This is a genomic window from uncultured Campylobacter sp. (genome assembly GCF_938039245.1).
In the GTDB taxonomy this organism is placed as follows: Bacteria; Campylobacterota; Campylobacteria; order Campylobacterales; family Campylobacteraceae; genus Campylobacter_A.
The window spans coordinates 22622-48230 of the sequence record NZ_CALHVN010000067.1; the positions used below are offsets into that span (position 1 = coordinate 22622).

Consider the following 25609-nt stretch of genomic DNA (forward strand, 5'->3'; position numbering starts at 1 on the left):
CATAAAAATAAGGAGTAAGATTTGAAAATTTTATTGATTTTAGCGACGTTTTTTAGCGCGCTAGCGGCCTCAAATCCGCATTTTGGACTAGGCATCGATAGCCTTGGCGAACAAAGCGAGCAAACTCAAAGCCAAAAGAAGTTTTCTAAGCGCGAAGAGGCAGCAAGACAAGCGATCGAAAATGCCGATTATGACGCTGCTTTTAAGATTTTATCGCCGCTTTGCGAGGAGGGCGACGCGATGAGTTGCGCGGTGCTTGGTAGCATGCATTTTAGCGGGCTGGGAACGGATAAGAGCAGCGAAAAAGCCGAGCTTTACTTTGAAAAATCGTGCGAGCTTGGAAACGGTACGGGCTGCTTTGATCTAGCGCTTTTAAACGCCAAGGAAATTTTCGGTCCAAAAGATGAAAATAAAATATTTCGCCTCTACGAAAAAGGCTGCGAGCTGGGCTCTGAAGCGGCTTGCAACAACCTAGGCCTAATCTACGAATCGCGAAACGATCTCAAAAAATCCATAAATTTATACGGCAAGGCTTGCATCAAATTTGACGGCGCGGGATGCTACAACTACGGCAGGATGATGCATGAGGGTCTTGGCGCAAAGCGCGATTTTGCCAGCGCTTACAAGGCGTTTGACATCTCGTGCTACATGAAAAACGCGCTTGGCTGCTACGCTCTTGGCTACGTTTACGAACACGCGCAGGGCGTAGAGTTTGCGGTTTATGATGCGTATGACGGCTATTCGCGCGCTTGTAAGCTCGGCAACGACGACGGCTGCAAGGCTTTGGGATTTGAAAACTACGAAAAAAATATCGAAATTTATGAAAAATTCGAGTCCATCGCAGAAGGTTGTAAATTCGGCAACATAGACGACTGCGAGCTGCTAAAAGCAAAAATAGCGGAGTTTTAGGCTCTGACCGATTTGGTCGGCCATGATCTATATTTTTCGTCAAATTTAAGCTGATTTTGAGATTTATCCGCTTTGCTTAGCGGATAAATTTTATCTTTTATTTGCAAGCAAATTTTACTTTATACGATTTTAAAATCATTTACGGCGTCAAATTTGGCGCCTAAAGCGAAGCCTAGTTTCAACCGAGTCCAAAGCCAAAACTTACCCAAAATTTTGTAAAATGCGGCAAATTTACGAAAAACAGAGCCGAAAAAATGGATAGAATAGTCGAAATAGAAAAAATAAGCTTTGAAAACGATTTTGAGGTGTCGCTGCGCCCCACGCGCTTTGAGGACTACATCGGACAGGAAAAAATCAAGCAAAATTTAGGCGTATTTATAAAGGCCGCCAAAAAGCGCGGCGAGTGCCTGGATCACGTGCTTTTCTACGGGCCTCCGGGCCTTGGTAAGACGACGCTGGCGCACATCATCGCAAACGAAATGGGCGTGAGCATCAAGATGACGGCCGCGCCCATGATAGAAAAAAGCGGCGATCTAGCGGCGGTGCTAACAAATCTCCAAGAGGGCGACGTGCTGTTTATCGACGAGATACACCGCCTTAGCCCCGCGATCGAGGAGGTACTGTATCCGGCGATGGAGGACTTTCGCCTAGACATCATCATCGGCTCAGGGCCCGCCGCGCAGACTATCAAGATCGACCTGCCGAAATTTACGCTCATCGGCGCTACGACGCGCGCGGGTATGATTTCAGCGCCTCTTAGGGACCGCTTCGGGATGGATTTTAGGCTGCAGTTTTACACCAGAGAGGAGCTAGCTCGTATCGTGCAGATCGCCTCTGTAAAGCTTGGCAAAGAGTGCGAAAAAGCCGCCGCTCTCGAGGTCGCCGCTCGCTCGCGCGCCACGCCTAGGATCGCGCTACGGCTACTAAAGCGCATAAGGGACTTCGCCGAGGTAAACGACGAAGCGATCATCTCGCAACCTCGCGCCAAAGAGGCTCTGGACGCGCTTGGCGTAAACGATATCGGCTTTGACGAGATGGATATCAAGTACCTAGAAATCCTGCTCGCCGCCAAACGCCGCCCGATGGGTCTAAGCACGATCGCTGCGGCTTTGAGCGAAGACGAAGGCACGGTCGAGGACGTGATCGAGCCCTATCTGCTCGCTAACGGCTACATCGAGCGCACCGCCAAAGGCAGGCTGGCTAGCGCCAAAGCCTACGAGGTGTTTAAGCTAAAATTTGACGCAGATGCGCAAAGGGGACTGTTTGAGGAGTGAGGCGAATTCGGCTCGCTCGTAAAATTTAATCACCAAATTTTAGTCGCTTTTTGCTCGGGAAATTATCTTGGGTTTAAATTTGACGAACGTAAAAAAACGCCTTCGTTTACGCGCGGGTAAAATTTGATCGTATTTTTGTCGAAAATTAAGAGAGGCGTGAATTTAGCCGCTACGAAATTTTGTCAATTTTAAAACGAAAGTCGTAGGTTTGGTGAAATTTGAGCGAAAATTTAATTTTATTTACGGCTTGGAATCGTGCGACGACGGCGGTAAATTCGGCGCAAAAGCAAAAACCCAAAGCGCCAAAATTTTAAAGTTTTATCTAAAACTAAACGACCAAGTGCCTTTATTTGTCTCAATCTGCGTTTCTAGAGGATCGCAGTCTGCGCCAAAAACCACCTTATCTCCAAAGTTAAGCTCAAGCCTTTTATCCGCACCGTATTTATCGTAAAAATCTTCTAAAGATAGGGTTTCGCTTTCTTGTATATCTTTTAGGTTCGACACCTCTACGCTCTTTTTATCCTTTCTCATCCTAAACCAAAAACGATATTTGGAGTCTTTAGAGTAGAAATTCCAAGACGTACCGCAGTTTCCTCTGTTTACGACCACGCTATGTATCCTGAGTCCGTCTTCTAACGAGGTTATGATAACCGCTCCTCTTCTAGCTTGTACCTCAAGCGGCGCTTTATCAGTTGTCTTGTCTCCTTCGCTACCGCAGCCTATGAGTACCGCCGCGGCCAACGCCAAACTTAACTTTTTCATTTATTTTCTCCTTTTAGTTTTTTGATAGCTTCTTTTCTTTGCCCGTCTTTGGACTCGCCAAGGCTAGGTAAAATTTCTAAAAGCCCTGCAGCCAGCTCCTCGGAAATCAAAAAATAGCAAGGCTCGCCGCCTCTGGTAACGGGATAGCCGTTTTTGCCCTCTATAGAGCTTTCCCACCTCATACCTACGCGCCAGCCGCCCATACTACCGCTAAAACCGTAAACGACCTCAAAGTCGCCCTTTTCGTAAAACGTTTAGGGCTTAACGTCAAACGGATAAAAACCGCTCATAAATCTCCTTTAAATAAAATACAAAGGCATTCTACCCCCCCCCCCCTAAAAATCAATTAATCTTGCATTCAAATTTGCCTCCGAATTTTTACCTTAAGCTTGCCGTATCTGCCCAAAAATAGCGTTAAATTTGCCGTATGCGCTTAGATGGCTGCTGCTCGTCCTGCGCGCATCTAAATTTACGCTTGATTTACCCGCTCGCGCCAAAGCCGCTGCATCCACCGCCTGCTCGTCCGCAAAACCTCGCAAAATCTGATATAATAAGCCCCTAAAGGATAAAAATGAAAAACAACCGCATATTTTTCGGGCTTTTGATGCTGTGCGCGTTAGGACTGGTGGGCTATCTTTTTAAACCGTTTTTGCTAAATATCTTTATCGCCGCCTTGCTAGCCGTCGCTACCTCAAACGTAAACGTCAAATTTTTACAGCTAACCAAGGGCAAAAAGACGCTCTCGGCGGCTCTTACCACGCTTGCGCTGTTTTCGCTATTTATCGCGCCGCTTTTGTACGCCGTGATCGAGCTGGCTAAACACGCGGCAAGCTTTAACACCGGCTACATAACAAACACGCTAGATTATTTTCAAAGCGGCAAATTTCAGCTACCAGAACCGATCAAATTTCTAGAACCAAAAATCAAAGAGATAGTCGCCGATATCGACGTCAAGGCCATCTCGGCAAATCTCATTGCAAATTTAGCCGGCATCGGAAAATCAAGCGTAAATTTTCTCGTAGACGTGATTTTTATCCTCGTATTTTTCTTTTTCGCCCTACTTTACGGCAGCGAGCTTGTTGGCTACCTAAAAAACGCGCTTCCGATGAAGGAGAGCGAGAGCGAGTTTATCCTCAGCGAAGTGGCCAACGTCATGAGCGTCGTGCTTTATTCTATCGTGATAAACGCGATTTTGCAGGGTTGCCTCTTTGCCATCATCACGATTTCCTACGGCTACAACGGCTTTTTGATGGGCATACTCTTTGCCTTTACTTCGCTTGTCCCGGTCGTTGGTGGATTGCTCGCGTGGGGGCCGATTAGTCTTTACGAGTTTGCTAACGGCAATACCGCGGCTGCGATCGTCATCGCCGTCTATACTATCGTCGTGATCTCTATCGTCGCAGATACGTTTTTAAAGCCGATCGTGATTAAATTTATCAACGATAAGCTCGTAAAAATCCCGACCAAGATCAACGAGCTACTGCTGTTTTTCTCGATGATAGCGGGTATCTCGACGTTTGGCTTTTGGGGGCTTATCCTGGGGCCTGCGATCGTGACGTTTTTTATCTCGACGATTAAGCTTTATACATTGCTTAAAGAGCGCTCGGTCGTCTAAATTTGCCTAAATTTGGCGATATTTTTAGCAAATATCACAAATCTAACGCGAATTTTATTATTTTCTGTGCTATAATCCTTAAATAAAAAAATTAATGTTCCGCATTAAATTTGCGGAACGTAAATTTGCTAAATTTAACCAAGGAGTTTTTATGAAACTAGCAAAACTAAGTTTAGCCGCCGTTTTGGCGCTTGGCTTTTTGGGCGCCGCAAACGCAGCCGACACCTTTGAAGAGGCGTTTACCAAAGGAAAACTAGCGGGCAAGATCCAAGCCACGTACGCGGATCAAAAAGACGAACGCGCGCCGATACACGACGAGCAGCTGACGTCCATACAGCTTGAGCTTGGATACGTTACCGATCCGTTTTACGGCTTTAGACTCGGCGTTACGGGACAGGGTAATTTCCTACCGTTTAACAGCATGAGAAAAAGCGGCACTCTATACGACAAAGAGTGGAGAACGCAAGGCGCGGTAATGTCCGAAGCGTATCTGGGCTACGGTATAGGGCAGACCGATATAAAATTCGGCCGTCAATACGTAAATACTCCGCTAGTAGCGGGCAATCCGACGCGCGCGTTTAAAGAGGCGTTTGAGGGTCTAACGATCGTAAATAAAGACATACCAAACACCGCATTGATCGGCGGCTGGTATTATAAATTTCAAGGCAGAAGCGCCGTCGTAACGGGCGGCAAAGAGGGACGCGCTCCGCACTTTAAAGATAGAGTTATCGTCGGCGGCATGGGACCAGTGGCGCACGAGTTTGACAATATCTTTACCGGCGCGGTCATAAATCAAAGCATCCCGAATCTAAAACTAACCGGCGCATACGCTAGAGTGACCGACCTTAGGCGCGGCGCGCTGCAAGGCGATATCAACTTCTACCTAGCCGAGGCTAACTATAAAGTGCCCGTCGGCGACTTTAATCTCGGTTTTGACGCGATGTACAAAGGCTCTCGCACTACAAGAGGCCTGGAAGACCTAAACTACGACGGAAATATGATCGGCCTAAGGGCGGGGATTTATGATTTTGTTGGCTTTAGCGCCTCTTACGCCTATACGACCGTCGGCGACAACGACGCTTTGGCGTTTGGCCTAGGCAACGGCCCCGGCTCATACACGCTGCTTCCTATCCGCGGGCCTTTCGTGTTTACGGGCTATGCGGGTATGAATACGCATAAGCTTTTGTTTGAGTACGACTTTAAAGACGCGGGCGCCGAGGGCCTAAAAGCAAAACTACATCTAGTAAAAGGCAGGCAAGACGCCCCTCACCGTAACGCCGGTCCGACCGCGGCTAACACACACATGAACGTCCAAGGCTGGGCGGCGCAGGCTAGCTACGATATGCCGTGGGTCAAGGGGCTAAGCGCAAGCGTCACCTACACGGCTCTTGAGAGAAAGAATTTTGATGCCAGAGGAGCCGTTAGAAAGACCGATAACAACGAGCTTTGGTTACAAGTCGGATATAAATTTAACCTTCTAAACTAGCTTTTAGCCACGCGGACGCAAATTTGACGCGTCCGCTACCCTTTTATCTGATTTTTGCGTTTGGGGCGTAAATTTAGCCTCGCAAACCCGCATAAATTTGACGTAAGCCATAAATTTAATTTTGGAGTTTAAAACGCCTTTTCGTGGCGCTAAAATGTACACGTCCGCGGTTTATCCGCCGAAAATAAACTCAAATAGGACGCGACGCGAAGTTTTTGCTTCCGTTTAGTATTTTTGGGAGTATTTTTGAATGTATTTTAAATTTGCTCGTTTAATTTTATAAATTTATCTCGAGCTGTTTTTAGTTGCCACGAGTTTTGTTTAGAGCGCGGATTTATTCGGCATTTAAATTTACGAAAAACCAGAAATCTACCGAGCCATTTTTTGATACGTTTTTAAGGCGTTTCGCAAGCTACGCACCACAAACCGCTTCTTGTTCGTGCATTTTGTCGCATTAAATTTAAACAAACGCGAGCGCAAATCGAGTCAAATTTAACCCTCGCGCTGTATTTACGGGTTTAATTTTTGCGTTTTTCGGCGCGGATTTAGCCTTAAAAGATCCGTGCAAATTTAACGAGAGTGGCGAATTTACGTTTTGTTTTTCGGCGCTTAGGCTGCGAGTTTCGAGCAAATCTACCGTGCTCTTGCGACTATGGCTAAATTTGCTTTAAAGCTCGCCTGCGGTTTAAATTTATGTGCCCGGTTTAATCCGCTTGCGACGCTTATGGATTAAATTTATGCAAAACACGCGGTAAATTTAATATACGAATTCGCCCCATTTAGCTACGCTAAATTTATCGCTTAAAATTGATACAAAATCAAATTTACGCCGCAAATGCAGCAATCAAAATCCGCCCGCGCCCGCATAAATTTAATCCGTTTGCAAACGCGCGAAATTCGGTCTAAATTTAACTAAAGTCGCAAACTAATTTTCCAAACTTTTCTTATGTTTTCTTATCTTTTTTATCGCCCAGTCGTAGTGTGATGAGGTACTGCCGGTGACGTAGGCGGCGAGATTTAGCTTGCCGGTGAAATCAAAATGCCCGCGAGTAAAAAGCTCCTCGTCGCTAAAATTTGCCGTAAGCGCCGTTACTTTTTCGTGGGTTTGCGCTAGCAGCGCTTTAGCCTCGTAAAGCGGCGTATCTTGGTGCTCGCGCCAAATTTGCGCATTCATCTGCGGGTAGGTTTTCCAGTTGTACGGTTGCGGCAAAAACGCGCTGCGCTCGCCGCTTAAGTTTTTTTGGATGAAATTTATCAAAAGCAAGTGCCACTCGTAAAGATGCGCTAGCACATCGCGGACGCATTTATCTCTATCCTCGAAGTCAAATTTAGCCTCTTGCTGCGCCTCGCTCAAGCTCTCAACTAGCGACAAAAGTTTTTTAAAATTTGTCTCTGAAGCGTTTAGCAGGTCTATTTTATTTGTTGGTCGCGGCATGTTTTTCCTTTAAATTTGCCTTTGCGTAACTGCGGCAAATTAGCTAAATTTTACACCGAGTTTTTAAATTTGCCCTTAAAGACGCGGGGGTTGGCGAGTAAAATCGGCTACGTTTTTAGGCGTTAAATTTGCGCTAGCTAAAACGGCACGCGCTTTGTTAAATTCTTACCTAGCTTACGCTACCAGCGGCGATTATGCGTGCCTCGCGCAAAACCGCTTTGCGCGAGGCACGGTAGCAAAAAATGCGTAAATTTCTTTTTATACGTTAAAATTTAGCCGAGATTTAAGGCCGGGCTAGAACTCGCAATCACCGCATTTATCGCTAGCCGCAATGCAAACAAACCTTAGCGCTTCTCCTCGATTTTTAGGCTTCCGTCCTCTATCGCGCCTAAAATTTCTCGCGCAAATTTATCGTTTGGATAAAAATCTAAGTATTTTTGTAGATAAGACTTGGCGCAAATCTCGTCTTTTTGCATCAGACAAATCATCGCAAGTCCCATATTTGCGCGCTTTTGTCCTAGTTTTAAAGCGGTTTCAAACTCGCTTTTAGCCTCGCTTAGCCGCCCGCTATTTGCTAAAAAATCACCGAATTCGGCATGTATCTCGCCGTCGTTTGGACGATGCACCAATAAATTTTTATACGCCGCATCCGCCTTTTGCGCCGCGCCAGCGACGTCAAAGTTATGCTCCATCGTAAAAATCCTAGCCTGCGAAAGCTCAAAATACGCCCGTGCATCCTCGTCTAAATTTGCCGCCAAGCCCTGCTCTTTTAAAAATGCAAAGGCCTTATCTAGCGTCTGCAAATCGCTAGATGCGCGCTCCCGGTCGCTTTGCGAATCAAAAGCTAGCGGATACTGACGCGCATGCGCCCACAGCTCGTCCACCGCGCTAAAAATGCCGCCGGTGTCGATGCTTTGCTTGCCGCTAGCGTCCTTTTTTAGCATTGCCGCGTGGTCGTAAGGTTTATAAGGCGCGGCAAAACTCACGCTAGAAATGAGCGCCAGCACGCAGATAAATTTAAAAATCATTTTATTTCCTTTAAATCAAAATCAGGTATAGATTTTACGGTAAAAATACTTAAATTTTAGCCGCTTGCGCCTGCTCGGGCGGTTTTTGCAAAGGTTAGGCGCCGTAAATTTAGCCGCCTATCGCCAAGTCGGCAAACGAATAAATTTTATACGCCAGCTTACTAAAACCGCGCCAAGACGCAACATTTACTAGCCGTTCGTTTCGGGTTTCACGTTCTAGCAGTGTTTTGATTTTTACGCGCTTAAAGAGGTGCCGCGATCTCAAATCTACTAGACGGCACCTTGCGAGCGAGCATAGATAGCCGCGTTTTGCTCCGATTTGTTTACGGCACGCTGATAAACAGCAAAGCGTTCATAGCTAGCGATAACGTAGCGGCTAGTCGCGCCGCAGAGTCGCTTTTATCCGTAAACGTAGCCTTGGCCGCTTAAGCCTACATAGCGCAAGCATGCGGCTTTGTTTAGGCAAAATCTTTTTTAAACGCAAATAAAGGCTTATGATAGCGGCGCCGTTTTGCCGTACGAGCGCTACCGCTAAATCCCGTAGGATAAAAGATCAAATTAACCCAAAAGCCGTAATTTTTAAAAATTAATTTTGCCGAAATTTAAACAAATAGGGTTTATTTAAAATTTAACGCCATTTAATGAAAAAAGATGGCGGCGCGGTATAAATCTGGACGGTAGTCGCAAAGTCGTAAATTTAAAAAGCGGATAAAACTTGAATATTAAATCTAAAAGCTAAAAAGAGAAATTTAGGGGTCTTACGACCCCTTGGCTACTTTACCGCAGCCATCTTTCTGCGCATATACGCGATCCTGCTTTGTAACGGGAGGTGTTTAGGGCAGTTATCCTCGCAACCCAGCAGCGTCATACAGCCAAACACGCCGTCATCATCGCCGATAAGCTCGTAAAAGTCCTCGTCGGTTCGCTTGTCAAGCGCGTCGATTTTAAATCTAGCTACGCGGTTAAGTCCGACCGCACCGATGAAATCAGGCCTCATGATAGCCGTACCGCACGCAGCCACGCAGATACCGCACTCGATGCAGCGGTCAAGCTCAAATACTTCCTGTGCCACTTCAGGCTCAACCTTTTCCTCAAGCTTAGAGATATCGGTCTCGTGGTCAGTGTGTATCCAGCTCTCCACGCGCTTACTCATCGCGTTCATCCAGTTGCCCGTGTCTACGCTTAGGTCTTTTAAAAGCTTAAATACCGGCAAAGGCATAAGCTCGATCACGCCGTTTGGATAGTCTTTGGTTAGCGTACGGCAAGCAAGCTTTGGCGTACCGTTAACTAGCATACCGCAGCTGCCGCAGATACCGGCGCGGCAAACGAAGTCAAAGCTAAGATCCGGGTCAAATTTCTCGCGAATTTGATTTAACGCTATAAAAAGCGTCATGCCGTCGGTTTCTTCTAGCTCGTAGGTCGCAAAATGCGGCTTTGAAATTTTGCTTAACGGATTATATTTAAATGCTTTTATGGTTATTTTTCTACTCATATCCTATTCCTGCTCTTTCGTTTGGTGCTTTATATTTAGGCTGAAGATCATAGTGCATTAGCGCTTCTTGGATCTCGTATCTGCCTTTGCCTTCGGCTTCCATTTTGGCGCGGATCTCATCGACTTGCGCTTGGCGTACGGCGCTGTCGGGGTGCTCGATGATATTACCCTTAGCTCCGTATCCGCGGAATGCCGGCGGAATTTCCATTTTCATAATATCAAGCGGCTCATACACGATAGTCGGTAGCGTATCGCCCTCTTTCCAGCTAGTTAGAGTTCTGTTTAGCCAGTTTAGGTCGTCGCGTTTCGGATAGTCCTCGCGACAGTGCGCTCCGCGGCTCTCGGTGCGATCAAGCGCGCCTTTTGCGATGCAAAGGGCTAGTTTTAGCATCTTTGGTACGCGGTAGGCTTCCTCAAGCTCAGGGTTGCCAAATAGCGCCTTGTTTGTGACTTTGACATCTAAAGATTGCTTATAAAGCTCCTCTAGCTCTTTTACCGCTACGGCTAGACCTTCGCCCGTTCTAAAGATCGCTACGTGCTCCCACATGATGTCTTTCATCTTGTTTTTAATCTCAAATACGTTAAATTTGCCCTCTTTTTCGACAAGGCTCTTTAGATACTCTTCCTCTTTTTTAACGAATTTTTCGATATCGTTAGTGTTTATCTCGATCTCGTGTTTACCGCAGTAGTCGGCAAAATAATCGCCCACGATCATGCCTGCGACGACCGTTTCCGAAACGGAGTTGCCGCCTAGACGGTTAAATCCGTGCATATCCCAGCACGCAGCCTCGCCCGCGCTAAATAGACCCGCTAGCGTCGGGCTCTCGCCTGTAGGCTTAGTTTTTATGCCGCCCATAGAGTAGTGCTGCATAGGCAATATCGGCGCCCAGCCCTTGCCGCGCTGTCGTCCATTCTCGTCGGTATATACTTCGGTGTCGGCAGGATCGATACCATTAAAGATTTCGCAAATTTCTTGAACGTCGCGTAAGTTTTTCTCGATATGCTCGCGTCCTAGGATCGAGATATCTAGCCAAACGTGATATCCGTATGGACTAGGTACGCCCTTGCCTGCGCGGATATGCTCCATGATGCGGCGGCTTACGACGTCGCGGCTAGCTAGTTCTTTTTTCTCAGGTTCGTAGTCGGGCATAAAGCGATATCCATCCACGTCGCGTAAAATTCCGCCGTCGCCGCGGCAGCCTTCTGTTAAAAGAATGCCGGATGGAACGATCGGAGTCGGGTGAAACTGCACAGCTTCCATATTTCCTAGCTGAGCTACGCCCGTTTCAAGAGCGATGGCCGCACCTATACCCTCGCAAACTACGGCGTTTGTGGTGTGTTTATAAACCCTACCGTAGCCGCCCGTAGCGATTAGCGTGCCTTTTGCGACGTATGCCGTGATCTCGCCGTTAACTAGATCGCGAACAATCGCGCCGTAACAGCGGTTGTTTGCGTGGATTAGCGCGATAGCTTCTTTTCTGTCGTGGATTTCGACGTTATGTTTTAGAGCTTCGTTTGCTACGGCAAAAAGCATAGTGTGTCCGGTGGCGTCTGCCGTAAAGCATGTTCTCCATTTTTTAGTTCCGCCAAAGTCGCGAGAGTGGATGAGTCCGTGGACCTCTTCTTTTTCTACGATAGTGGTTTTTTGAGCGTTAATAATAGCGCTTCTCTCGCCTTTTGTTATACGAGTCCAAGGCACGCCCCAAGCCGCTAGCTCGCGGATCGCCTTAGGCGCTGTTTGACAAAACATACGCGCAACTTGCTGATCGCAGCCCCAGTCGCTACCTTTTACCGTATCGGCAAAGTGTACGTCCTCATTATCGCCTTCGCTCATTTTTGAATTTCCCAAAGAGGCTTGCATGCCGCCTTGTGCAGCCGCAGAGTGCGAGCGTTTAACGGGAATTAGGCTTAAAACTACCGTACTTAGCCCCTTTTCTCCAGCGGCAACGGCAGCGCGAAGCCCCGCTAGACCGCCTCCGATAACTAATGCATCATAATATTTTACGTTCATTTTTTAAAGCTCCTTTTCCTAAAGACTGATCCACACGAAATCAGCGATCAGCGCGATGACCGCGAGCACTCCAAAGACCGCAAATATCGCAGTTTTGGCTTTATTTCTTTTTGCGAACATCTCTTGTTTGTTTACTCCGTCGATGCTTATCCATTTTACGTATAGGCGGTACATTCCCACGCTAGCGTGAACGACCATAAAAACAAGTAGCGCGAAGTAAAAAATTTCTAATTGATGAAATGCAGCCGCTGATTTATCGGCAGTGATGTGTCCGCCAAATATTATATCGACTAGGTGCGCGCTGGCTGCGAAAAATAGAGCAAAACCGGTTAAAAACTGAAACCACCAAAGCGTAGTATCAAGGTGTTTCATACGGTCTTTATGACCTTTAAAGATAATGTATTGTCTGTAGTTTGCAGGGAATTTCCTCATCGCTAAAAACGCGTGAGCGATAAAAACGGCAAATATTATCGCAGCTATGACGTTAGTGATCCACCACGTGGCCTCGCCGAATAAAAATTTAGCCTCTGCAAACCCTACGACAGCGTTAAACGCGCCTTTACCAAACAAGATGGTAGAGGTAAAAATCATATGACATAAAATAAAACAGGCCAAAATTAGTCCCGTTATACTTTGCCATCTGTCCCAAACGGCAGGAGTACGACTTTTTTTCGTATCTGCTTGCCTACCCAAGAAACCCTCGATTAGCCCACTCATGAGCCCTCCTAAATTTGAAATGCGTTATCATAACTTAAAAATAATTTAAACCATGATACTAAAAAAACGATCTAATAGTAGCGTAAATTACTTTAAAAACTTTTTAAAGATTTGTATATTTTTTATTTAAGATTACATAAAGTAAAATACCGCAGGCAAGCATTAAAAGAGATAAAATTTGTCCCATTGATAAATTTAAAAATACGAAACCCAACCCGAAATCAGGCTCTCTAAAGAACTCGCAGATAAATCTAGCCAAAGTATAAAGCACGGCATAAAGCGCTATAAGCTCGCCGTCAAATTTCTTAAATCGTCTATAAATAAAAAGAATAGCAAAAACGACAAGACCCTCTAAAACGGCTTCGTAAATTTGCGAGGGATGGCGCATCCGTCCAGCAACGTTGATTGCCCATGAGACGTCCGTGATACGACCGAATAGTTCTTGGTTTAAAAAATTTCCGATACGACCGAAAAAATATCCAAGCGGGATGCTAAGGGCGACGAGGTCCAAAAGCTGCCACAAATTTTGCTTAAATTTACGGCAAAAAGCCCACGTCGCTATCAAAAATCCGACCACCGCACCGTGATAGCTCATGCCGCGGATACCGACGAATTCGCCGTTGTGAAAGGGGTTAAAAATCTGCCAAGGATGAGTGAGATAATAAGCGGTATTTGGATCGTAAATGACGATGTAGCCCAGCCTCGCGCCCAGTATAACGCCGATTTCCACCCAAAAGAAATAGTTATCAAGCAGCGAATTTGAAATTTGCATATTATCGCGCTTGACGATAAATTTAGCCACGCCGAGCGCCACCAAAAGCGCTAGGACGTACATTATCCCGTACCAGTGCACCTTGATGCCAAACAGCTCGAACGCGATGGGATTAAAATTGATATAAAAGTCGTTCCACCAACTCATCTAGGCACGACCCTGACTTTTAGCGTATTTTCGATGCTGCTCGCAAAATCCTCGAAAAGATACCCCATCGCGCGGTAAAATTTACTTTTTGCTTCATTTTGCAAAACGGGAGCTAGTTTTTTAGCGTAGGGTAGCAGATACGAGCTTAGCAAAACGCCTAAAATTTCCTTCGTTAGCTCGTCTTGTTTTAGCTCGACAATCCACGAAAAAAACGAAAGCTCGTTTGTTGCGCTATCAAGCGCGCTGACGTTTAAATTCGGGCTAAATTTGCACTTTTTATAAAAGCCTTCAAGGCGCGCCTTATCGCCTTCAAAAAAGAACTCCGCGTTAAAATATTTTTTCAAATTTGCAAAGTCTTTTGCGATCTCTTCTATGCTCTCGCCTTTTATCGACTCCTCGTATAGCGCGCGTCCTTTGGCGTTTGCTTCGCTATCGTTTGTTATTATCCATCTTGGATTTTTATTTAGCTCGTTAAAAAGCTTTGCACTCGGCGGCAGAGCGAAATTTAACGCAAATATCCTTGCGATCACGGCGTAAAATTTACCCAAATTCATCATTTTCCTTTGTGTTTTTTGCGGGATTTTACAAAATTTAGGCTAAATTTTAGATTTGCTTAAATCGTAATCTGATCGAATTTAACACGACAGTAACCGAGCTAAAGCACATCGCAGCAGCACCGTAAACAGGCGTTAGCATGAGTCCTAACGGCGCTAGAACTCCGGCCGCGACGGGGATGCAAACAGCGTTATAAACAAACGCCCAAAACAAATTTTGTTTTACCGTTTTCATCGTCTCGTTGGCCAAATTTATCGTAGATACCGCGCTTTTTAGATCGTTTTTTACTAGCACTACGTCGCCGGCCTCTTTTGCGATATCCGCGCCGCTACTCATCGCGATGCCCACATTTGCTTGCTTTAACGGGGCGGCATCGTTGATACCGTCGCCGACAAACAGCACCGCACCCTCTTCTTGCAAGCGTTTTATCGTTTCAAATTTTTCATTAGGCAGCATACCGGCAAAGACCTTTTCTATGCCCAGCTTGCCAGCCACGTTTTTAGCGGTGAAGGCGTTATCTCCCGTTAGCATCACGGGCGTTATACCGGCGTTTTTTAGGCTTTGGATAGCCTGCACGGCGTCGTCCTTTACCCTGTCGCTAAGCGCTATAAATCCAACGTAAATTTTATCCACGGCCGCAAGTATTACGCCATTTCCTTCGTTTTGCGTTTTGGCGATTTGCTCCTTGGCCTGCGCGCTTATCTGCACGCTAAGCTCGCTCAAAAATGCCTCGTTGCCTGCTATCACGCTATCATCGTCGCTCTTTACGCCGCGTCCGGCAATATTTTCAAAGCCCTTTTCATCGCCTAAAATTTTAAGCCCTAGCTCGTTTGCGTATCTAACGATCGCAGCAGATATCGGATGCGAGCTTTTGGCCTCTAGCGCGGCGATTTTGGCTAAATTTTCATCGTTTATATCGGTAAAATTTACCGAAATTTCGCCCTTGGTTAGCGTTCCGGTTTTATCAAATACCGCGTATTTTACGCCGCCAAGAACCTCTAAAACCTCGGGATTTTTAATTAGGATTCCGTTTTTAGCGCCTAGAGATAGCGAGGAGACGATAGCTATCGGGGTAGCTAACCCCAGCGCGCAAGGACACGAGATAATCAGCACGCAAACCGCGCTTAGCACGCCTTGAAGCGCATTTCCCGTAAGCGCAAACCACGCAAAAAACGTAACGACGGCGATAGCTATCACGATAGGCACGAAGATATTTGCCACGCGGTCGGCAAAGCGGCTAATAGTCATCTTTTTGCTCGACGCATCGCTTAAAAGCTCTAAAATTTGCGACAAAAGCGTTTGATTAGCGAGCTTTGTAACCTTTACGTTGATGTAGCCGTTTAAATTTATGGTCCCGGCATTGACCTCGTCGCCTTGTTTCTTGTAGACAGGGAGGCTCTCGCCCGTTAGCATCGAGGTATCGATCTCTGCGCCGCCGTTTATCACGACTCCGTCGCAAGGCACCGCGTAGCCACTCTTTACGACCGCGACGTCGCCTATTTTTAGGCTCACGGCATCCACTTCCAGCGCGCTACCGTCTTTTTGTAGTACGAGAGCAGTCTTTGGCGACATATTCATGAGCGATTTTATATAATCCCCAGCGCGAGCTTTTGAGCGCTCTTCTAAAAATTTACCCAGCAGCACGAAAGCCGTTATCATGGCTGCGCCAGAAACGTAGAGGTGGCGCATGTTTTCGGGTAGGTGCTCGCCCGCGATAAAAACTCCCAGCGAATACGCAAACGCCGTGCTTGTTCCCAGCGCGACGAGTACGTTCATATCGAAATTTTTATTTTTTAGCGCGCCGTAAGCATGGATGAAAAAATCCCGCCCGCACGTAGCTATCGTAATAAAGGCAAGCGCGAGCATAATAGCTGATTTTGCCACACTTGGCTGCTCGCTCATCTCAAGCGCCATAATCACCGCGCTAAAAGCTGCAGCGGCTAGGAAATTTCGGCGTAAATTTAAGATATGTTTCTCGCGCTTGGCTTCAAATTCCGCCAAATCTTTGGCCACGCCGTAGCCTAGTTTTTTTATTTTTTCCTCTATCGCGGCTTGTACTTCGGCGCTTTCTATGATAAATTCACCCGAGCCGTTTGCAAAGCTGACCTTCGCATCTATCACGCCAGAGATCTTTTTAGTTACGCGTTCGATGGCGTTTGAGCAGTTTACGCAGGTCATGCCCGCGTTGTTTAGTTTGATATTTTGCATCAAATTTTCCCTATGACGCTAAATCCCAAATCATCCAGCTCCTCTTTAAATTTCGCCTCGTCCTTGCCGTCTAAATTTACGCTCACGACCCTCGGCTCTACGCTAAGATCGACCTTTATCTCGCCGTATTCGTCCTCAAGAGCGTTTTTTATGGTGTTTGCGCAGTTTTCGCAGTGGATATTAGCAACCTTAAATTTAGTCATTTTATCTCCTTTGTCATATGATAGTATTTGTGAGAATTTATGATCATTTCGCAGTCGGCTTTAAAGCCCAAGCGCTCGTAAAAAGCCATGGTTTTAGGCTTTTTTTCATCGACGATGAGAGCTACTTTTTTGATATTTCGTTTAGGCGCGAGGGCAAAGATAAATTTGATCAGCTCTTTTGCGATACCTCGTCCGCGAAATCTCTCATCCACGGCAAGACTATCGATATATAGCTCATCCGCAAAGCACTCCGTCTGCGGAAATTTATTTAAACCAAGCTCTCGCAAATGCGTCCTAATGGGCCCATCTAGCGCATCGATCTCGCCTCCGTAGTAAGCGCAAATCGCCCCCGCGATCTCGCCGTCAAATTTGCAAACAAAAACGTTGTTGTAGCTTAGGCGGTTTATCTCGCTTCTAAAAAATTTATGCAAAATTTTATCGCTCTTAGCGGGATCGCTCACGCCGCTAAGCGTAAAAGCGATGTCCTCCATGGCTAAATTTAACAGCTCTATGCAGCGCGCGGCGTCATCTTTTTGGGCATTTAAAATCATACGAGGATTATAGGACTTAAAGCTAAATTTTTTGCTAATACGCTCAAAACCTCGCGTTTTTAAAAAAATGCAAAATTTTTTTAGATATAATTGGGCAAAAATTTTTAAAGGAACGAAATGGGACGAGCGTTTGAATATAGGCGCGCCGCTAAGGAAGCGCGCTGGGACAAGATGAGTAAGGTTTTTCCAAAACTCGCAAAAGCCATAACCGTGGCAGCTAAAGAGGGTGGCACAGAGCCCGACATGAACCCAAAACTTCGCGCCGCGATAGCAGCGGCCAAAGCGCAAAATATGCCAAAAGACAACATCGACGCGGCGATAAAACGCGCCAGCGGCAAGGATAGCGCGGATATCAAGACTATCTTTTACGACGGCAAAGGCGCTCACGGCGTGCAAATCATCGTCGAGTGCGCTACTGATAACCCGACTCGCACGGTCGCAAACGTCAAGGCGATATTTAGCAAAAACGGCGGCGAAATTTTGCCTAGCGGAAGCCTAAATTTCATGTTTACGAGAAAGAGCGTTTTTGAACTTGATATGCCCGCAAAAGAGCTTGACGAGATCGAGCTAGAGCTTATAGACTTCGGTCTAACCGAGATCGAGGAAGAAGACGGCGTGCTTTATATCTACGGAGATTACGCAAGCTTTGGCACGCTTAGCGAAGGTATCGAAAAGCTGGGGCTTGAAGCCAAAAAAGCAAGCCTGCAATACATCGCAAACTCGCCCGTAAGCCTAAATGAAGAGCAAATGAGCGAGCTAGAAAAGCTGCTCGATAAGCTCGAAGACGACGACGACGTGCAAGCGGTTTATACAAATATCGAATAAATTTAAGGAACGAAATGAGAAACGACAAACTAAAAATCTACGACATCGACCCGGCCGAGCTTGCTAAGCTCAAATTTGCCGTAATCCACACCGAAAAAGGCGATATGAAGCTCGAGCTTTACGGCGACGAAGCGCCGCAAGCGGTGACGAATTTCGCCCAGCTAGCCAAAAGCGGCTTTTACGATGGGCTAAATTTCCACCGCGTGATCCCAAATTTCGTGATCCAGGGCGGCTGCCCGCACGGTACGGGCACCGGAGGGCCGGGCTGGCGCATCAAATGCGAGTGCGTAGGCCAAAAACATAAGCACAAACGCGGAACGCTATCTATGGCGCACGCAGGTCGCGACACGGGCGGCAGTCAGTTTTTCGTCTGCCACAGCGCGCAGCCGCACCTTGACGGCGTGCATACGGTATTTGGACAGATCGTAGACGAAGCGAGCCTAAAGACTCTAGATAGCATCAAGCAAGGCGATAAGATAAACTCGATCGAAATTTTAGAGAGTTTGTAAATTTAATAAAAATCGGGCGGCAGTTTGAGCTCTGATAATCCGCGCGATTTCGTTTTATGCGATTTATTAAAATTGTAAAGGATATTTCTTGAATCAAAACGCTTCAATCGCGGCAAAACCGCAAAAGCCTTTTATAGTTAGACTATTTACCAATCTCGCGTTTTGGGTGATTTTCGGTATCGTCGCAGGTATCGCCGTGGGCGTATTTTTCCCGGATTTAGGCATACAGAGCAAGCCCGGTATCGATTACTTTATCAAAGCTCTAAAAGCGCTCATCGGTCCTATCATCTTTTTAACGATAGTCTCGGGCATCATAGGGCTTGAGAGTATGAAAGATCTAGGATCTATCGGGCTTAAGGGATTTATTTACTTTGAGGTCGTAAGCACTATCGCGCTAGCCGTAGGTATAATCTTTGGCGAAACGCTAAAGCCGGGGCATGATATGCACCTTGACTATACGCAGCTTGACGCCTCTAGCGTGGAGAAATTTACGAGTCAAGCCTCGAGCATAGACGCAAACAGCGGACTCATAGCTCATACGCTTCATATTTTGCGCGGCGCGGTGCCGGTAGACGGCATTTTCCCTTACGTGCATCTGCTTGATCCGTTTATCAAGTCAAATACGCTGCAAGTGCTATTTATGGCGATCGTAACGGCGGTTATTATATCTTTTTTAAAACACGATCATAAAAGTAAAATCCTAAAACCGCTTGAGATAATTCAGCACTGGGTGCTAAAACTACTTACGATTTTGATGCTATTTAGCCCCGTCGCAGCATTTTCTGCGATGGCGTATTTGATAGGTAAATTCGGCATCGGCTCGCTAATAGGCATGCTTGAGCTGCTTTTTGTTATGGCGCTTGCGAGCTGCTTTTTTATCTTCGTGGTTCTTGGCGCGATTTGCTATTTTGCGAAGGTCAATATCTTTAAATTTATGCGTTTCATTGCAAAAGAAGTCTTGATCGTATTTGCGACGAGTTCCTCGGAGACTGCGCTAGCTCCGCTCATGCAAAAGCTAGAAGCCGCGGGCATCCACAAAGGCGCGGTCGGGCTCATCATACCGACGGGATATTCGTTTAATCTTGATTGCACGAACATCTACCTGTCGCTTAGCGTCATTTTCCTCGCTCAAGCTTTCGGTATCCCGCTAAGCATCGAGCATCTGATACAAATTCTCATCATCTTGATGGTAACGAGCAAGGGTGCAGTAGGCGTCACGGGCTCAGGATTTATCGTGCTTGCCGGTACGCTTGCCGCGCTTCCAAGTGCCGGTATCCCCGTCGTCACGGTTGCGGTACTGCTCGGCGTGGATAAATTTATGTCCGAGATGCGCGCGGTCGGAAACCTCTGCGGTAACGCCGTAGGCTGCCTGATCATCTCGATCTGGGATAAAAAAGTAGATATGGAGAAATTTCACTACGCCCTCGATCATCCGGACGAGTTTCACTTCCATTCGTAAATTTAAGGCGGTGGGCTTTTAGCTCATCGCCTCGCTCAAACTAAAATTCGTATTTAAATTCCAAAATCCTACCCTTGTCGTCGAATTCGATCAAAAGCTCTTTGTCAAATTTAGCTACGATTTCGTCTTTTCCTTTTTTCAAAAATCCGCCCTTTTGGGTATTTTCGTCAAATTTGACTCCGTTAAATTCCAAAAAGCTTTTTATAAAAATTTTATGATCGACGTCATGATTTTGTATGCAGCCGCTTGCGATTTTAACAAACTCGTGCGCGCCAAGAGGCTCAAAAACCCAAGCCGGCGCATCCATGATCGCTACAAACGCGCAGCCCTTATCGTGCTCACAACCGTAGTAGCATAAATTTTCGCCCACCGCTCCGCACGCGGCTATGCAAAGCGTATGTCCGTTAAAGGTTTCATCCAACTCAAAGCTTGGTTCGCTAAAAGCCTGCAAGCCCCACTCTGTCCCTGCGCGCAACACCTCTGCAGAAAACCGCGTCGCCTCCTCGCCGAAGTTATTTACGTTCGCGTGTCCCCACAGCCACGTGTCGCTCACGTTTGACTCGCTGCCGATAAGCTGTATCTTGTAAATTTGATCGCCGAAAGCTATCTCGCAGCTGTCAAAATCCACGTTCCAGTCGAGGTTGCCGACGATACCCGCAAATCTACCTTGCACGGTCGCCATCTTGCCCAGCGTCGCCGAAAACACCTGATGAAAGTCCGAAAAGTCGCCTACGTAGCGTAAATTTCGCATTTTTGCTCCTTTAAATTTAGTTTGCGAATTATACCGATTAAATTTTAAACTTGCTCGAAAATATTAAAATTTTATTTTAAGCTTAATTAAAAGATAGTATAATTTCATAAATTTTATCTCAAATTTAGGAGCGAACATGGACATAGTCGAGAGATTTTTACGCTATACGAAGATCAACACCACCACAAACCGCGAAGCGGGCGCGGCGGGCATCATGCCTTCAAACCCAACAGAGCACGATCTAGCAAAGCTGATAGAAAGCGAGCTAAAGCAGCTCGGCCTGCAAAATATAAAAAGACGAGAAAACGCCATAACTACGGCCGTTTTGCCGTCAAATTCCGCTAAAAAGCTGCCGTCCGTGGCGTTTTTCGCGCACCTTGATACGAGCGCGGAGCAAAAAAACGATACGAAAGCGCAAATCGTGCGCTACGAGGGCGGCGACGTCACGCTAAATAAAGAGCTAGGCATAACGCTCAAACTTAGCGAATTCCCAGAGCTAACGAGCTACGTCGGAGACGATCTCATCGTAACCGACGGCACCAGCCTGCTAGGCGCGGATGACAAGGCCGCGATCGCCGCCATCGTAAACGCCGCGCAGTTTTTCATACAAAATCCGCAAATAAAGCACGGCGACGTGACGTTTGGCTTTTTACCCGACGAGGAGCAAGGCCTGCGCGGAGCCAAGGCGCTTGACGTCTCGGAGATCAAGGCCGACTTTGCCTACTGTCTTGATTGCTGCGGCATAGGCGAGCTGATTTATCAAAACTGGAACGCCGGCGACGCGGTCGTGACCTTCGTCGGGCAGTCCGCGCACCCGATGAATGCCAAGGGCAAGCTCGTAAATTCCTTGTTACTCGCGCACAAATTTATCTCGATGCTACCCGGCGGCGAAGCACCCGAGTACACGGACGGCGTCGAGGGCTACTACTGGGTTAAGGAGCTATCGGGCAACAGCGCAAAGACCGTGCTAAAGCTCGACGTTCGCGAATTTAACGAGGCAAAATACGCGCAGCGCATGGCATTTTTGCAAGATCTAGCCGACTCGTTTGCTAAAATTTACGGCGCGCACAGAATTCAAATCAGCCTAAAAGACCGCTATAAAAACGTATTTAACTACCTAGCTGACGGCGAAAACAGCCTGCCAGTCGTCGCGGCCAAGCAGGCCTACGCTCGGCTAAACATAGAGCCAAAAGTCATCCCGATGCGAGGCGGCTACGACGGCGCGGTCATCTCGGAAAAAGGCATACCGTGTCCGAATCTCTTTACCGGCGCGCACAACTTTCACTCCATCTACGAGTATCTGCCGGTAAAATCACTACGCGCGGCTAGCGACGTCGTCTGCGAGATCGTAAAAATCATAGCAGAGAAATAAATTCGGTCAAATTTGAGGGCGAATTCGCTCTCAAATTTGCTTGTTGCAGCTCTCATATCGCTATTTTTACGCCGTCAAGACCCGCCTCTTTACGGCGCTAACCCAAATTTACATCATATTTAACCCGCTCGCCCGAATTTAAGCTCGCTTTGCGTAAAATGCAAAAATCTATTTTAAATAGGAGCACATTTAATGAAAAAGATATTTTTACCGCTAATCGCGGCTGCGGTCTTATTAAACGGCGGCGATCTAGACGCGCTACAAAAAGAGTGCGACGCGGGCGACGGGACAAGCTGCGTAAAGCTTGGAATTTTATACGGCAAAGGACGAGAGATAAAGCAAGATTACAATAAGGCCGTGGAGTTGCTAGCTAAAGCTTGCGATTTAGGATTTGCAAAGGGATGCTCCAATCTTGGGGGATTATACGGCAGAGGAGAAGGCGTCAAGAAAGACTACGAAAAATCAAACAAACTATACGCTAAAGCTTGCGATTTGGACGATAATGTCGGATGCTTTATACTTGGGCTATCATACGATGAAGGCAAAGACGTAAAACGCGACGAACAAAAAGCAATTATGCTATATTCGAAATCTTGCGATTTAGGATTTGCAAAGGGATGTTATTACGGCGGATTTTTATACGAAAACAGCAAAGAAAACAATCAAAACTACATAAAAGCCCGCGAGTTATACATAAAAGGTTGTGACCTTAAGGATGGCGCAAGCTGTGGAAGCGCAGGGTATTTGTATAGATATGGCAAAGGAGTAGAAAAAAGTAATAAAACGGCTGAAAAGTACTTTAAAAAAGCGTGTGAGATAGATGCTTTAGATTGCGAAACATACGAAACGTTTAAAAAACTAGGATATTAAATTTAGATCTAAAATTTTTAGCCATTTTTTTGATAAATTTGACAACAAAATACCTCCAAAAACAAAAAGTCGGCAAGTCGCCGACTTTATCAAAATTTAGCTCCGTAAATTTAGAGCATAAAAAACGCTATAACGCACACGGCTATCGCCATCGCCGGAGCCGTTCGCTTAGCTATCTCGACCGGGCTAACCATCGCAAGACCGGCGCACACGATCGCTGCACCCGCGATAGGAGACGACGAGCGACCTAGCGCGCCCGAGATAGCAGCGGCCATGCCTAGTTTATCCTGCGCGAAGCCCAGATCTGCGGCGTGAACGGTGATAGCTTGATTAAACGCCATAGTAGCCGCATCCCCAGAGCCCGTAACCGTACCCATGAGATACGGCACGAAAGTACCGCCGTAGCGTACGAACTCCTGAGAGTGTTTTAGCCACTCGGTGACTGCGCCGATCGCGCCGCACGCCTGTAGACCCGCGACGAAAACGCCCGCAGCGATGATGATACCCATGACCTCGGCGTATGCGCTGCCCATACCGTTAAAAAACTCTTTGGTGATCTTCTCAGGGCTCGTCCACGTGATGAAAACCGCGATGATAGCGCCAAGGATCATAGCCTCGGCCACGCCCATATTCATCCAGCTAAAATACTTAATCGCCACAAAAAGGCCGTAATGATCGCCGAAAAATTTCTCGACGCTAACGCCCCGCGGATCGCCTAGTACCGCTACGATACTATTTAAATTCGTCAAGAAAAAATCTCTAGCGTAGCTACTTATTACCGCGCCGACGACTAGGATAACTAGCGGGATGAGAGGCGCTAGGGCAAAGAGCAAATTTACCTTCGTCTGCGTCGCTTCGCCCGCGCTACCTGTAGATTTAGGCGAGAAATCCTGTCCTTTTTGATAATCTTTAAAGATAATCGCCGTCAAGCTAATCACGATCAAAACGACGATGCCTGCGGCAAAGGCGTTTGGAAACTGCACGCCGATGACGTCTTGGACGGTGTATTTAGGCGCTGCTTGAGTAATCTTGCCTGCGGCAAGCAAAGCCTCGTTAGCTTTATTTACCATGTCGGTCACAAAGACGTTGTGCGCGGAGCCCGGGCTTAGTACGCCGCCAAACGTACCTGCAAACACCGCAGCTCCCGCCATCGCAGGACGTACGCCAGATGCCATCAAAAGCGGTATCATCGTAGCCCCGACCGCAGCCGAACAGCCCGCAGCTGACGGTATCGCGATGTTGATGAGATAGGTGAGCACGAAGGTAGCCGGAATCAGCAAAAATCCGATATTTTTCATCGGCTTGGTGAGTAGCAAAACTAGGTGCTGGTCGCACTTAGTCACCTTCATAACGTAGGCAAAGCCCATGCTGGCGCAAATCGCCTTGATAAGGCCGGCCGAAGTCATCGACTTCGTAAAGCTCTCAAGCGCTCCGAGCGGATTTAGACAGACGACGCACAGCACGAGTCCCACGCCGATGAGCACGGTTTTGGTCTCTCTTTTTTTGACCAATAAAAATACGACGGCGATCAAGCCTATGACCGCACAGATTAGCTTAGCAGTAGCCATTTTGTCCCCTTTCGTTTTGTGTTTTATACTTATTTCAAAATTTAGATCAAATTTGCGCCGCCTAAATTTTGCGCGCTAAATTTGAGTCAAATTTAATCTTTTCGTTTAAATTCGTCGACGGGCGTTTATCTAAAATTTGCGGGCCTCTAAAAAGTGCTCCTCAAATTTGAGATTTTCGCCAAATTTTGCTAAATCGAAACAAATATTTTAAAGAACGTTTTTGCCGATTTTAGCCCGCTCGTTAAATTTGATCGCGAGCCAAACGGCTAAAATTTAAAGCTCTCGCCGACTTTTATGAGCTCGGTTTCTTTTTGATACGCCATTTTTAAGACGCAGCTTTCATCCATGCCCATCACGGTTGCGTTTTCTCCCTTTATTCTTAGAGCCGTGCCTTCAGGCAGCGCGTATATCAGGCTTTTTTGATTTACTATCAAAAACTCCTCCAGCCTCTCCTCCCTACTTTCGCCGTTGTGTCCGGCGATTTTGCCGCTGATGAAATGCGGATTTATCTGATGCGGAAAGATATTTAACGCGTCAAAGCTTTTTGGCATAATGATAGGCATGTCGTTTGTCGTCATTATCGTGCTTCCGGCGACGTTTGCGCCAGCGCTCCAGCCAAAATACGGCACTCCAACCTCTACTCTTTGCTTAATTATTTCAATTAAATCGAATTTATAAAGATAGTAAAGCAACGCAAAGGTATTTCCGCCGCCTATACAGATGGCTTTAGCCTCGGCTACGGCGCGCTTTGGATCGCTAAATTTATGGATAGACGCGATATTTTTATATTTTAGTCGGTCGATGACTTTTTGCTCGTATTCGTCGTTTGTGCGCCTTACTCCGGCATACGGGATGAAAAGCACCTGCTCGCCGTAAACTCCGCACTCTTTTATAAAATCATGCACCCAGTTTTTGCAGTGTCTAAGATAGCCCGTATCTTTGTAGCTCGAACTGCTTAAAAGCAAGGCTTGCTTCATAATTTCCTCCTAAATTTAAAAATTTCGTCTAAACGAAAATAAAAAATGTAATTTAAAATATAAAAATAATATAAAATATTTTAAGGAGATGAAATAAAATGGCAGGAACTTTA

General features: G+C 46.6%; 24 protein-coding genes. 9 read left to right on the forward strand and 15 right to left on the reverse strand.

The genetic code is table 11. The features are described 5' to 3' along the window. The first annotated feature begins 21 nt into the window (after positions 1-21). On the forward strand, positions 22-909 hold the full coding sequence (locus tag Q0218_RS11730) for a tetratricopeptide repeat protein (protein ID WP_297969797.1): 888 nt from the start codon (positions 22-24) through the stop codon (positions 907-909). Positions 910-1163: 254 nt separating this feature from the next. Next, positions 1164-2183 (forward strand): Holliday junction branch migration DNA helicase RuvB, encoded by a 1020-nt coding sequence (gene ruvB, locus Q0218_RS11735; protein WP_297969799.1) that lies wholly within the window; start codon positions 1164-1166, stop codon positions 2181-2183. A 318-nt stretch (positions 2184-2501) separates the two neighbouring features. Here ruvB and Q0218_RS11740 read toward each other — a convergent pair whose 3' ends face one another. Together Q0218_RS11740 and Q0218_RS11745 are read right to left on the reverse strand one after the other, a co-directional pair. Then, complete coding sequence (locus tag Q0218_RS11740; protein ID WP_297969801.1) at positions 2502-2945, reverse strand: hypothetical protein; 444 nt, start codon at positions 2943-2945, stop codon at positions 2502-2504. Beyond that, on the reverse strand, positions 2942-3148 hold the full coding sequence (locus tag Q0218_RS11745; RefSeq protein WP_297969803.1) for a hypothetical protein: 207 nt from the start codon (positions 3146-3148) through the stop codon (positions 2942-2944). Before Q0218_RS11745 ends, Q0218_RS11740 begins: the two co-directional genes overlap by 4 nt. A gap of 368 nt (positions 3149-3516) precedes the next feature. On the opposite strand from Q0218_RS11745, the gene Q0218_RS11750 reads away from it, so the two are divergent. After that, positions 3517-4560 (forward strand): AI-2E family transporter, encoded by a 1044-nt coding sequence (locus Q0218_RS11750; RefSeq protein WP_297969805.1) that lies wholly within the window; start codon positions 3517-3519, stop codon positions 4558-4560. Between the two features lie 151 nt (positions 4561-4711). Then, positions 4712-6046, forward strand: a complete 1335-nt coding sequence (locus Q0218_RS11755) for an OprD family outer membrane porin (RefSeq protein WP_297969807.1) — start codon at positions 4712-4714, stop codon at positions 6044-6046. 925 nt (positions 6047-6971) lie between these two features. On the opposite strand, the gene Q0218_RS11760 is transcribed toward Q0218_RS11755, so the two are convergent. The 10 genes from Q0218_RS11760 to Q0218_RS11805 all read right to left on the reverse strand — a co-directional run bounded on the left by Q0218_RS11760 (position 6972) and on the right by Q0218_RS11805 (position 17165). Then, positions 6972-7481, reverse strand: a complete 510-nt coding sequence (locus Q0218_RS11760; RefSeq protein ID WP_297969809.1) for a ClbS/DfsB family four-helix bundle protein — start codon at positions 7479-7481, stop codon at positions 6972-6974. Positions 7482-7825: 344 nt separating this feature from the next. Continuing rightward, positions 7826-8509 (reverse strand): hypothetical protein, encoded by a 684-nt coding sequence (locus Q0218_RS11765; protein ID WP_297969811.1) that lies wholly within the window; start codon positions 8507-8509, stop codon positions 7826-7828. Positions 8510-9281: 772 nt separating this feature from the next. Next, positions 9282-10001, reverse strand: a complete 720-nt coding sequence (locus Q0218_RS11770; RefSeq protein WP_295143712.1) for a fumarate reductase iron-sulfur subunit — start codon at positions 9999-10001, stop codon at positions 9282-9284. Beyond that, positions 9994-12012, reverse strand: coding sequence for a fumarate reductase flavoprotein subunit (locus Q0218_RS11775; RefSeq protein ID WP_297969812.1), 2019 nt, complete (start codon positions 12010-12012; stop codon positions 9994-9996). The genes Q0218_RS11770 and Q0218_RS11775 overlap by 8 nt, the downstream gene beginning before the upstream one ends. 18 nt (positions 12013-12030) lie before the next feature. After that, complete coding sequence (locus Q0218_RS11780; RefSeq protein WP_297969814.1) at positions 12031-12729, reverse strand: fumarate reductase cytochrome b subunit; 699 nt, start codon at positions 12727-12729, stop codon at positions 12031-12033. A 103-nt stretch (positions 12730-12832) separates the two neighbouring features. Next, positions 12833-13648, reverse strand: coding sequence for a prolipoprotein diacylglyceryl transferase (gene lgt / locus Q0218_RS11785; RefSeq protein WP_297969816.1), 816 nt, complete (start codon positions 13646-13648; stop codon positions 12833-12835). Then, positions 13645-14202 (reverse strand): hypothetical protein, encoded by a 558-nt coding sequence (locus tag Q0218_RS11790; RefSeq protein ID WP_297969818.1) that lies wholly within the window; start codon positions 14200-14202, stop codon positions 13645-13647. Before Q0218_RS11790 ends, lgt begins: the two co-directional genes overlap by 4 nt. Positions 14203-14251: 49 nt before the next feature. Then, positions 14252-16411, reverse strand: a complete 2160-nt coding sequence (locus Q0218_RS11795) for a heavy metal translocating P-type ATPase (RefSeq protein ID WP_297969819.1) — start codon at positions 16409-16411, stop codon at positions 14252-14254. Next, positions 16411-16614: a heavy-metal-associated domain-containing protein gene (locus tag Q0218_RS11800; protein WP_297969821.1), complete on the reverse strand. Its 204-nt coding sequence runs from the start codon at positions 16612-16614 to the stop codon at positions 16411-16413. The genes Q0218_RS11795 and Q0218_RS11800 overlap by 1 nt, the downstream gene beginning before the upstream one ends. Then, positions 16611-17165, reverse strand: a complete 555-nt coding sequence (locus tag Q0218_RS11805; RefSeq protein ID WP_297969823.1) for a GNAT family N-acetyltransferase — start codon at positions 17163-17165, stop codon at positions 16611-16613. Before Q0218_RS11805 ends, Q0218_RS11800 begins: the two co-directional genes overlap by 4 nt. Positions 17166-17282: 117 nt before the next feature. On the opposite strand from Q0218_RS11805, the gene Q0218_RS11810 reads away from it, so the two are divergent. The 3 genes from Q0218_RS11810 (at position 17283) to Q0218_RS11820 (ending at position 19958) form a co-directional block, all read left to right on the forward strand. Beyond that, complete coding sequence (locus tag Q0218_RS11810; RefSeq protein WP_297969825.1) at positions 17283-17990, forward strand: YebC/PmpR family DNA-binding transcriptional regulator; 708 nt, start codon at positions 17283-17285, stop codon at positions 17988-17990. Between the two features lie 14 nt (positions 17991-18004). Then, entirely contained in the window at positions 18005-18499 is a 495-nt protein-coding gene (locus tag Q0218_RS11815; protein ID WP_297969827.1) for a peptidylprolyl isomerase, read from the forward strand. 88 nt (positions 18500-18587) lie between these two features. Beyond that, on the forward strand, positions 18588-19958 hold the full coding sequence (locus Q0218_RS11820) for a cation:dicarboxylase symporter family transporter (protein ID WP_297969829.1): 1371 nt from the start codon (positions 18588-18590) through the stop codon (positions 19956-19958). 40 nt (positions 19959-19998) lie between these two features. On the opposite strand, the gene Q0218_RS11825 is transcribed toward Q0218_RS11820, so the two are convergent. Then, the gene (locus Q0218_RS11825; RefSeq protein ID WP_297969830.1) at positions 19999-20709 is read right to left on the reverse strand and encodes a DUF6882 domain-containing protein; all 711 of its coding nucleotides are present in this window, start codon (positions 20707-20709) and stop codon (positions 19999-20001) included. Between the two features lie 136 nt (positions 20710-20845). On the opposite strand from Q0218_RS11825, the gene pepT reads away from it, so the two are divergent. Further along, positions 20846-22081 carry a peptidase T gene (pepT, locus tag Q0218_RS11830; RefSeq protein ID WP_297969832.1) on the forward strand — a complete coding sequence of 412 codons (1236 nt, stop codon included), beginning with the start codon at positions 20846-20848 and terminating at the stop codon, positions 22079-22081. A gap of 192 nt (positions 22082-22273) precedes the next feature. Continuing rightward, a complete protein-coding gene (locus tag Q0218_RS11835; RefSeq protein ID WP_297969834.1) occupies positions 22274-22951 on the forward strand; it encodes a tetratricopeptide repeat protein in 678 nt (225 codons plus the stop codon). Positions 22952-23061: 110 nt separating this feature from the next. Here Q0218_RS11835 and dcuC read toward each other — a convergent pair whose 3' ends face one another. Together dcuC and pepE are read right to left on the reverse strand one after the other, a co-directional pair. Next, positions 23062-24519, reverse strand: a complete 1458-nt coding sequence (gene dcuC, locus Q0218_RS11840; protein ID WP_297969835.1) for a C4-dicarboxylate transporter DcuC — start codon at positions 24517-24519, stop codon at positions 23062-23064. 266 nt (positions 24520-24785) lie between these two features. Then, the gene (gene pepE, locus Q0218_RS11845) at positions 24786-25496 is read right to left on the reverse strand and encodes a dipeptidase PepE (RefSeq protein ID WP_297969837.1); all 711 of its coding nucleotides are present in this window, start codon (positions 25494-25496) and stop codon (positions 24786-24788) included. Between the last annotated feature and the right edge of the window lie 113 nt (positions 25497-25609).

Bases quoted from the DNA above. Each gene is read 5' to 3' on its own strand.
- ruvB (WP_297969799.1), top strand. From the start codon at position 1,164: ATGGATAGAATAGTCGAAATAGAAAAAATAAGCTTTGAAAACGATTTT.
- Q0218_RS11810 (WP_297969825.1), top strand. From the start codon at position 17,283: ATGGGACGAGCGTTTGAATATAGGCGCGCCGCTAAGGAAGCGCGCTGG.
- pepE (WP_297969837.1), bottom strand. From the start codon at position 25,496: ATGAAGCAAGCCTTGCTTTTAAGCAGTTCGAGCTACAAAGATACGGGC.
- Q0218_RS11780 (WP_297969814.1), bottom strand. From the start codon at position 12,729: ATGAGTGGGCTAATCGAGGGTTTCTTGGGTAGGCAAGCAGATACGAAA.
- Q0218_RS11755 (WP_297969807.1), top strand. From the start codon at position 4,712: ATGAAACTAGCAAAACTAAGTTTAGCCGCCGTTTTGGCGCTTGGCTTT.
- Q0218_RS11790 (WP_297969818.1), bottom strand. From the start codon at position 14,202: ATGAATTTGGGTAAATTTTACGCCGTGATCGCAAGGATATTTGCGTTA.
- Q0218_RS11770 (WP_295143712.1), bottom strand. From the start codon at position 10,001: ATGAGTAGAAAAATAACCATAAAAGCATTTAAATATAATCCGTTAAGC.
- Q0218_RS11745 (WP_297969803.1), bottom strand. From the start codon at position 3,148: ATGGGCGGCTGGCGCGTAGGTATGAGGTGGGAAAGCTCTATAGAGGGC.
- Q0218_RS11835 (WP_297969834.1), top strand. From the start codon at position 22,274: ATGAAAAAGATATTTTTACCGCTAATCGCGGCTGCGGTCTTATTAAAC.
- Q0218_RS11795 (WP_297969819.1), bottom strand. From the start codon at position 16,411: ATGCAAAATATCAAACTAAACAACGCGGGCATGACCTGCGTAAACTGC.
- Q0218_RS11750 (WP_297969805.1), top strand. From the start codon at position 3,517: ATGAAAAACAACCGCATATTTTTCGGGCTTTTGATGCTGTGCGCGTTA.
- dcuC (WP_297969835.1), bottom strand. From the start codon at position 24,519: ATGGCTACTGCTAAGCTAATCTGTGCGGTCATAGGCTTGATCGCCGTC.
- lgt (WP_297969816.1), bottom strand. From the start codon at position 13,648: ATGAGTTGGTGGAACGACTTTTATATCAATTTTAATCCCATCGCGTTC.
- Q0218_RS11815 (WP_297969827.1), top strand. From the start codon at position 18,005: ATGAGAAACGACAAACTAAAAATCTACGACATCGACCCGGCCGAGCTT.
- Q0218_RS11775 (WP_297969812.1), bottom strand. From the start codon at position 12,012: ATGAACGTAAAATATTATGATGCATTAGTTATCGGAGGCGGTCTAGCG.
- Q0218_RS11740 (WP_297969801.1), bottom strand. From the start codon at position 2,945: ATGAAAAAGTTAAGTTTGGCGTTGGCCGCGGCGGTACTCATAGGCTGC.
- Q0218_RS11765 (WP_297969811.1), bottom strand. From the start codon at position 8,509: ATGATTTTTAAATTTATCTGCGTGCTGGCGCTCATTTCTAGCGTGAGT.
- Q0218_RS11825 (WP_297969830.1), bottom strand. From the start codon at position 20,709: ATGCGAAATTTACGCTACGTAGGCGACTTTTCGGACTTTCATCAGGTG.
- Q0218_RS11805 (WP_297969823.1), bottom strand. From the start codon at position 17,165: ATGATTTTAAATGCCCAAAAAGATGACGCCGCGCGCTGCATAGAGCTG.
- Q0218_RS11760 (WP_297969809.1), bottom strand. From the start codon at position 7,481: ATGCCGCGACCAACAAATAAAATAGACCTGCTAAACGCTTCAGAGACA.
- pepT (WP_297969832.1), top strand. From the start codon at position 20,846: ATGGACATAGTCGAGAGATTTTTACGCTATACGAAGATCAACACCACC.
- Q0218_RS11800 (WP_297969821.1), bottom strand. From the start codon at position 16,614: ATGACTAAATTTAAGGTTGCTAATATCCACTGCGAAAACTGCGCAAAC.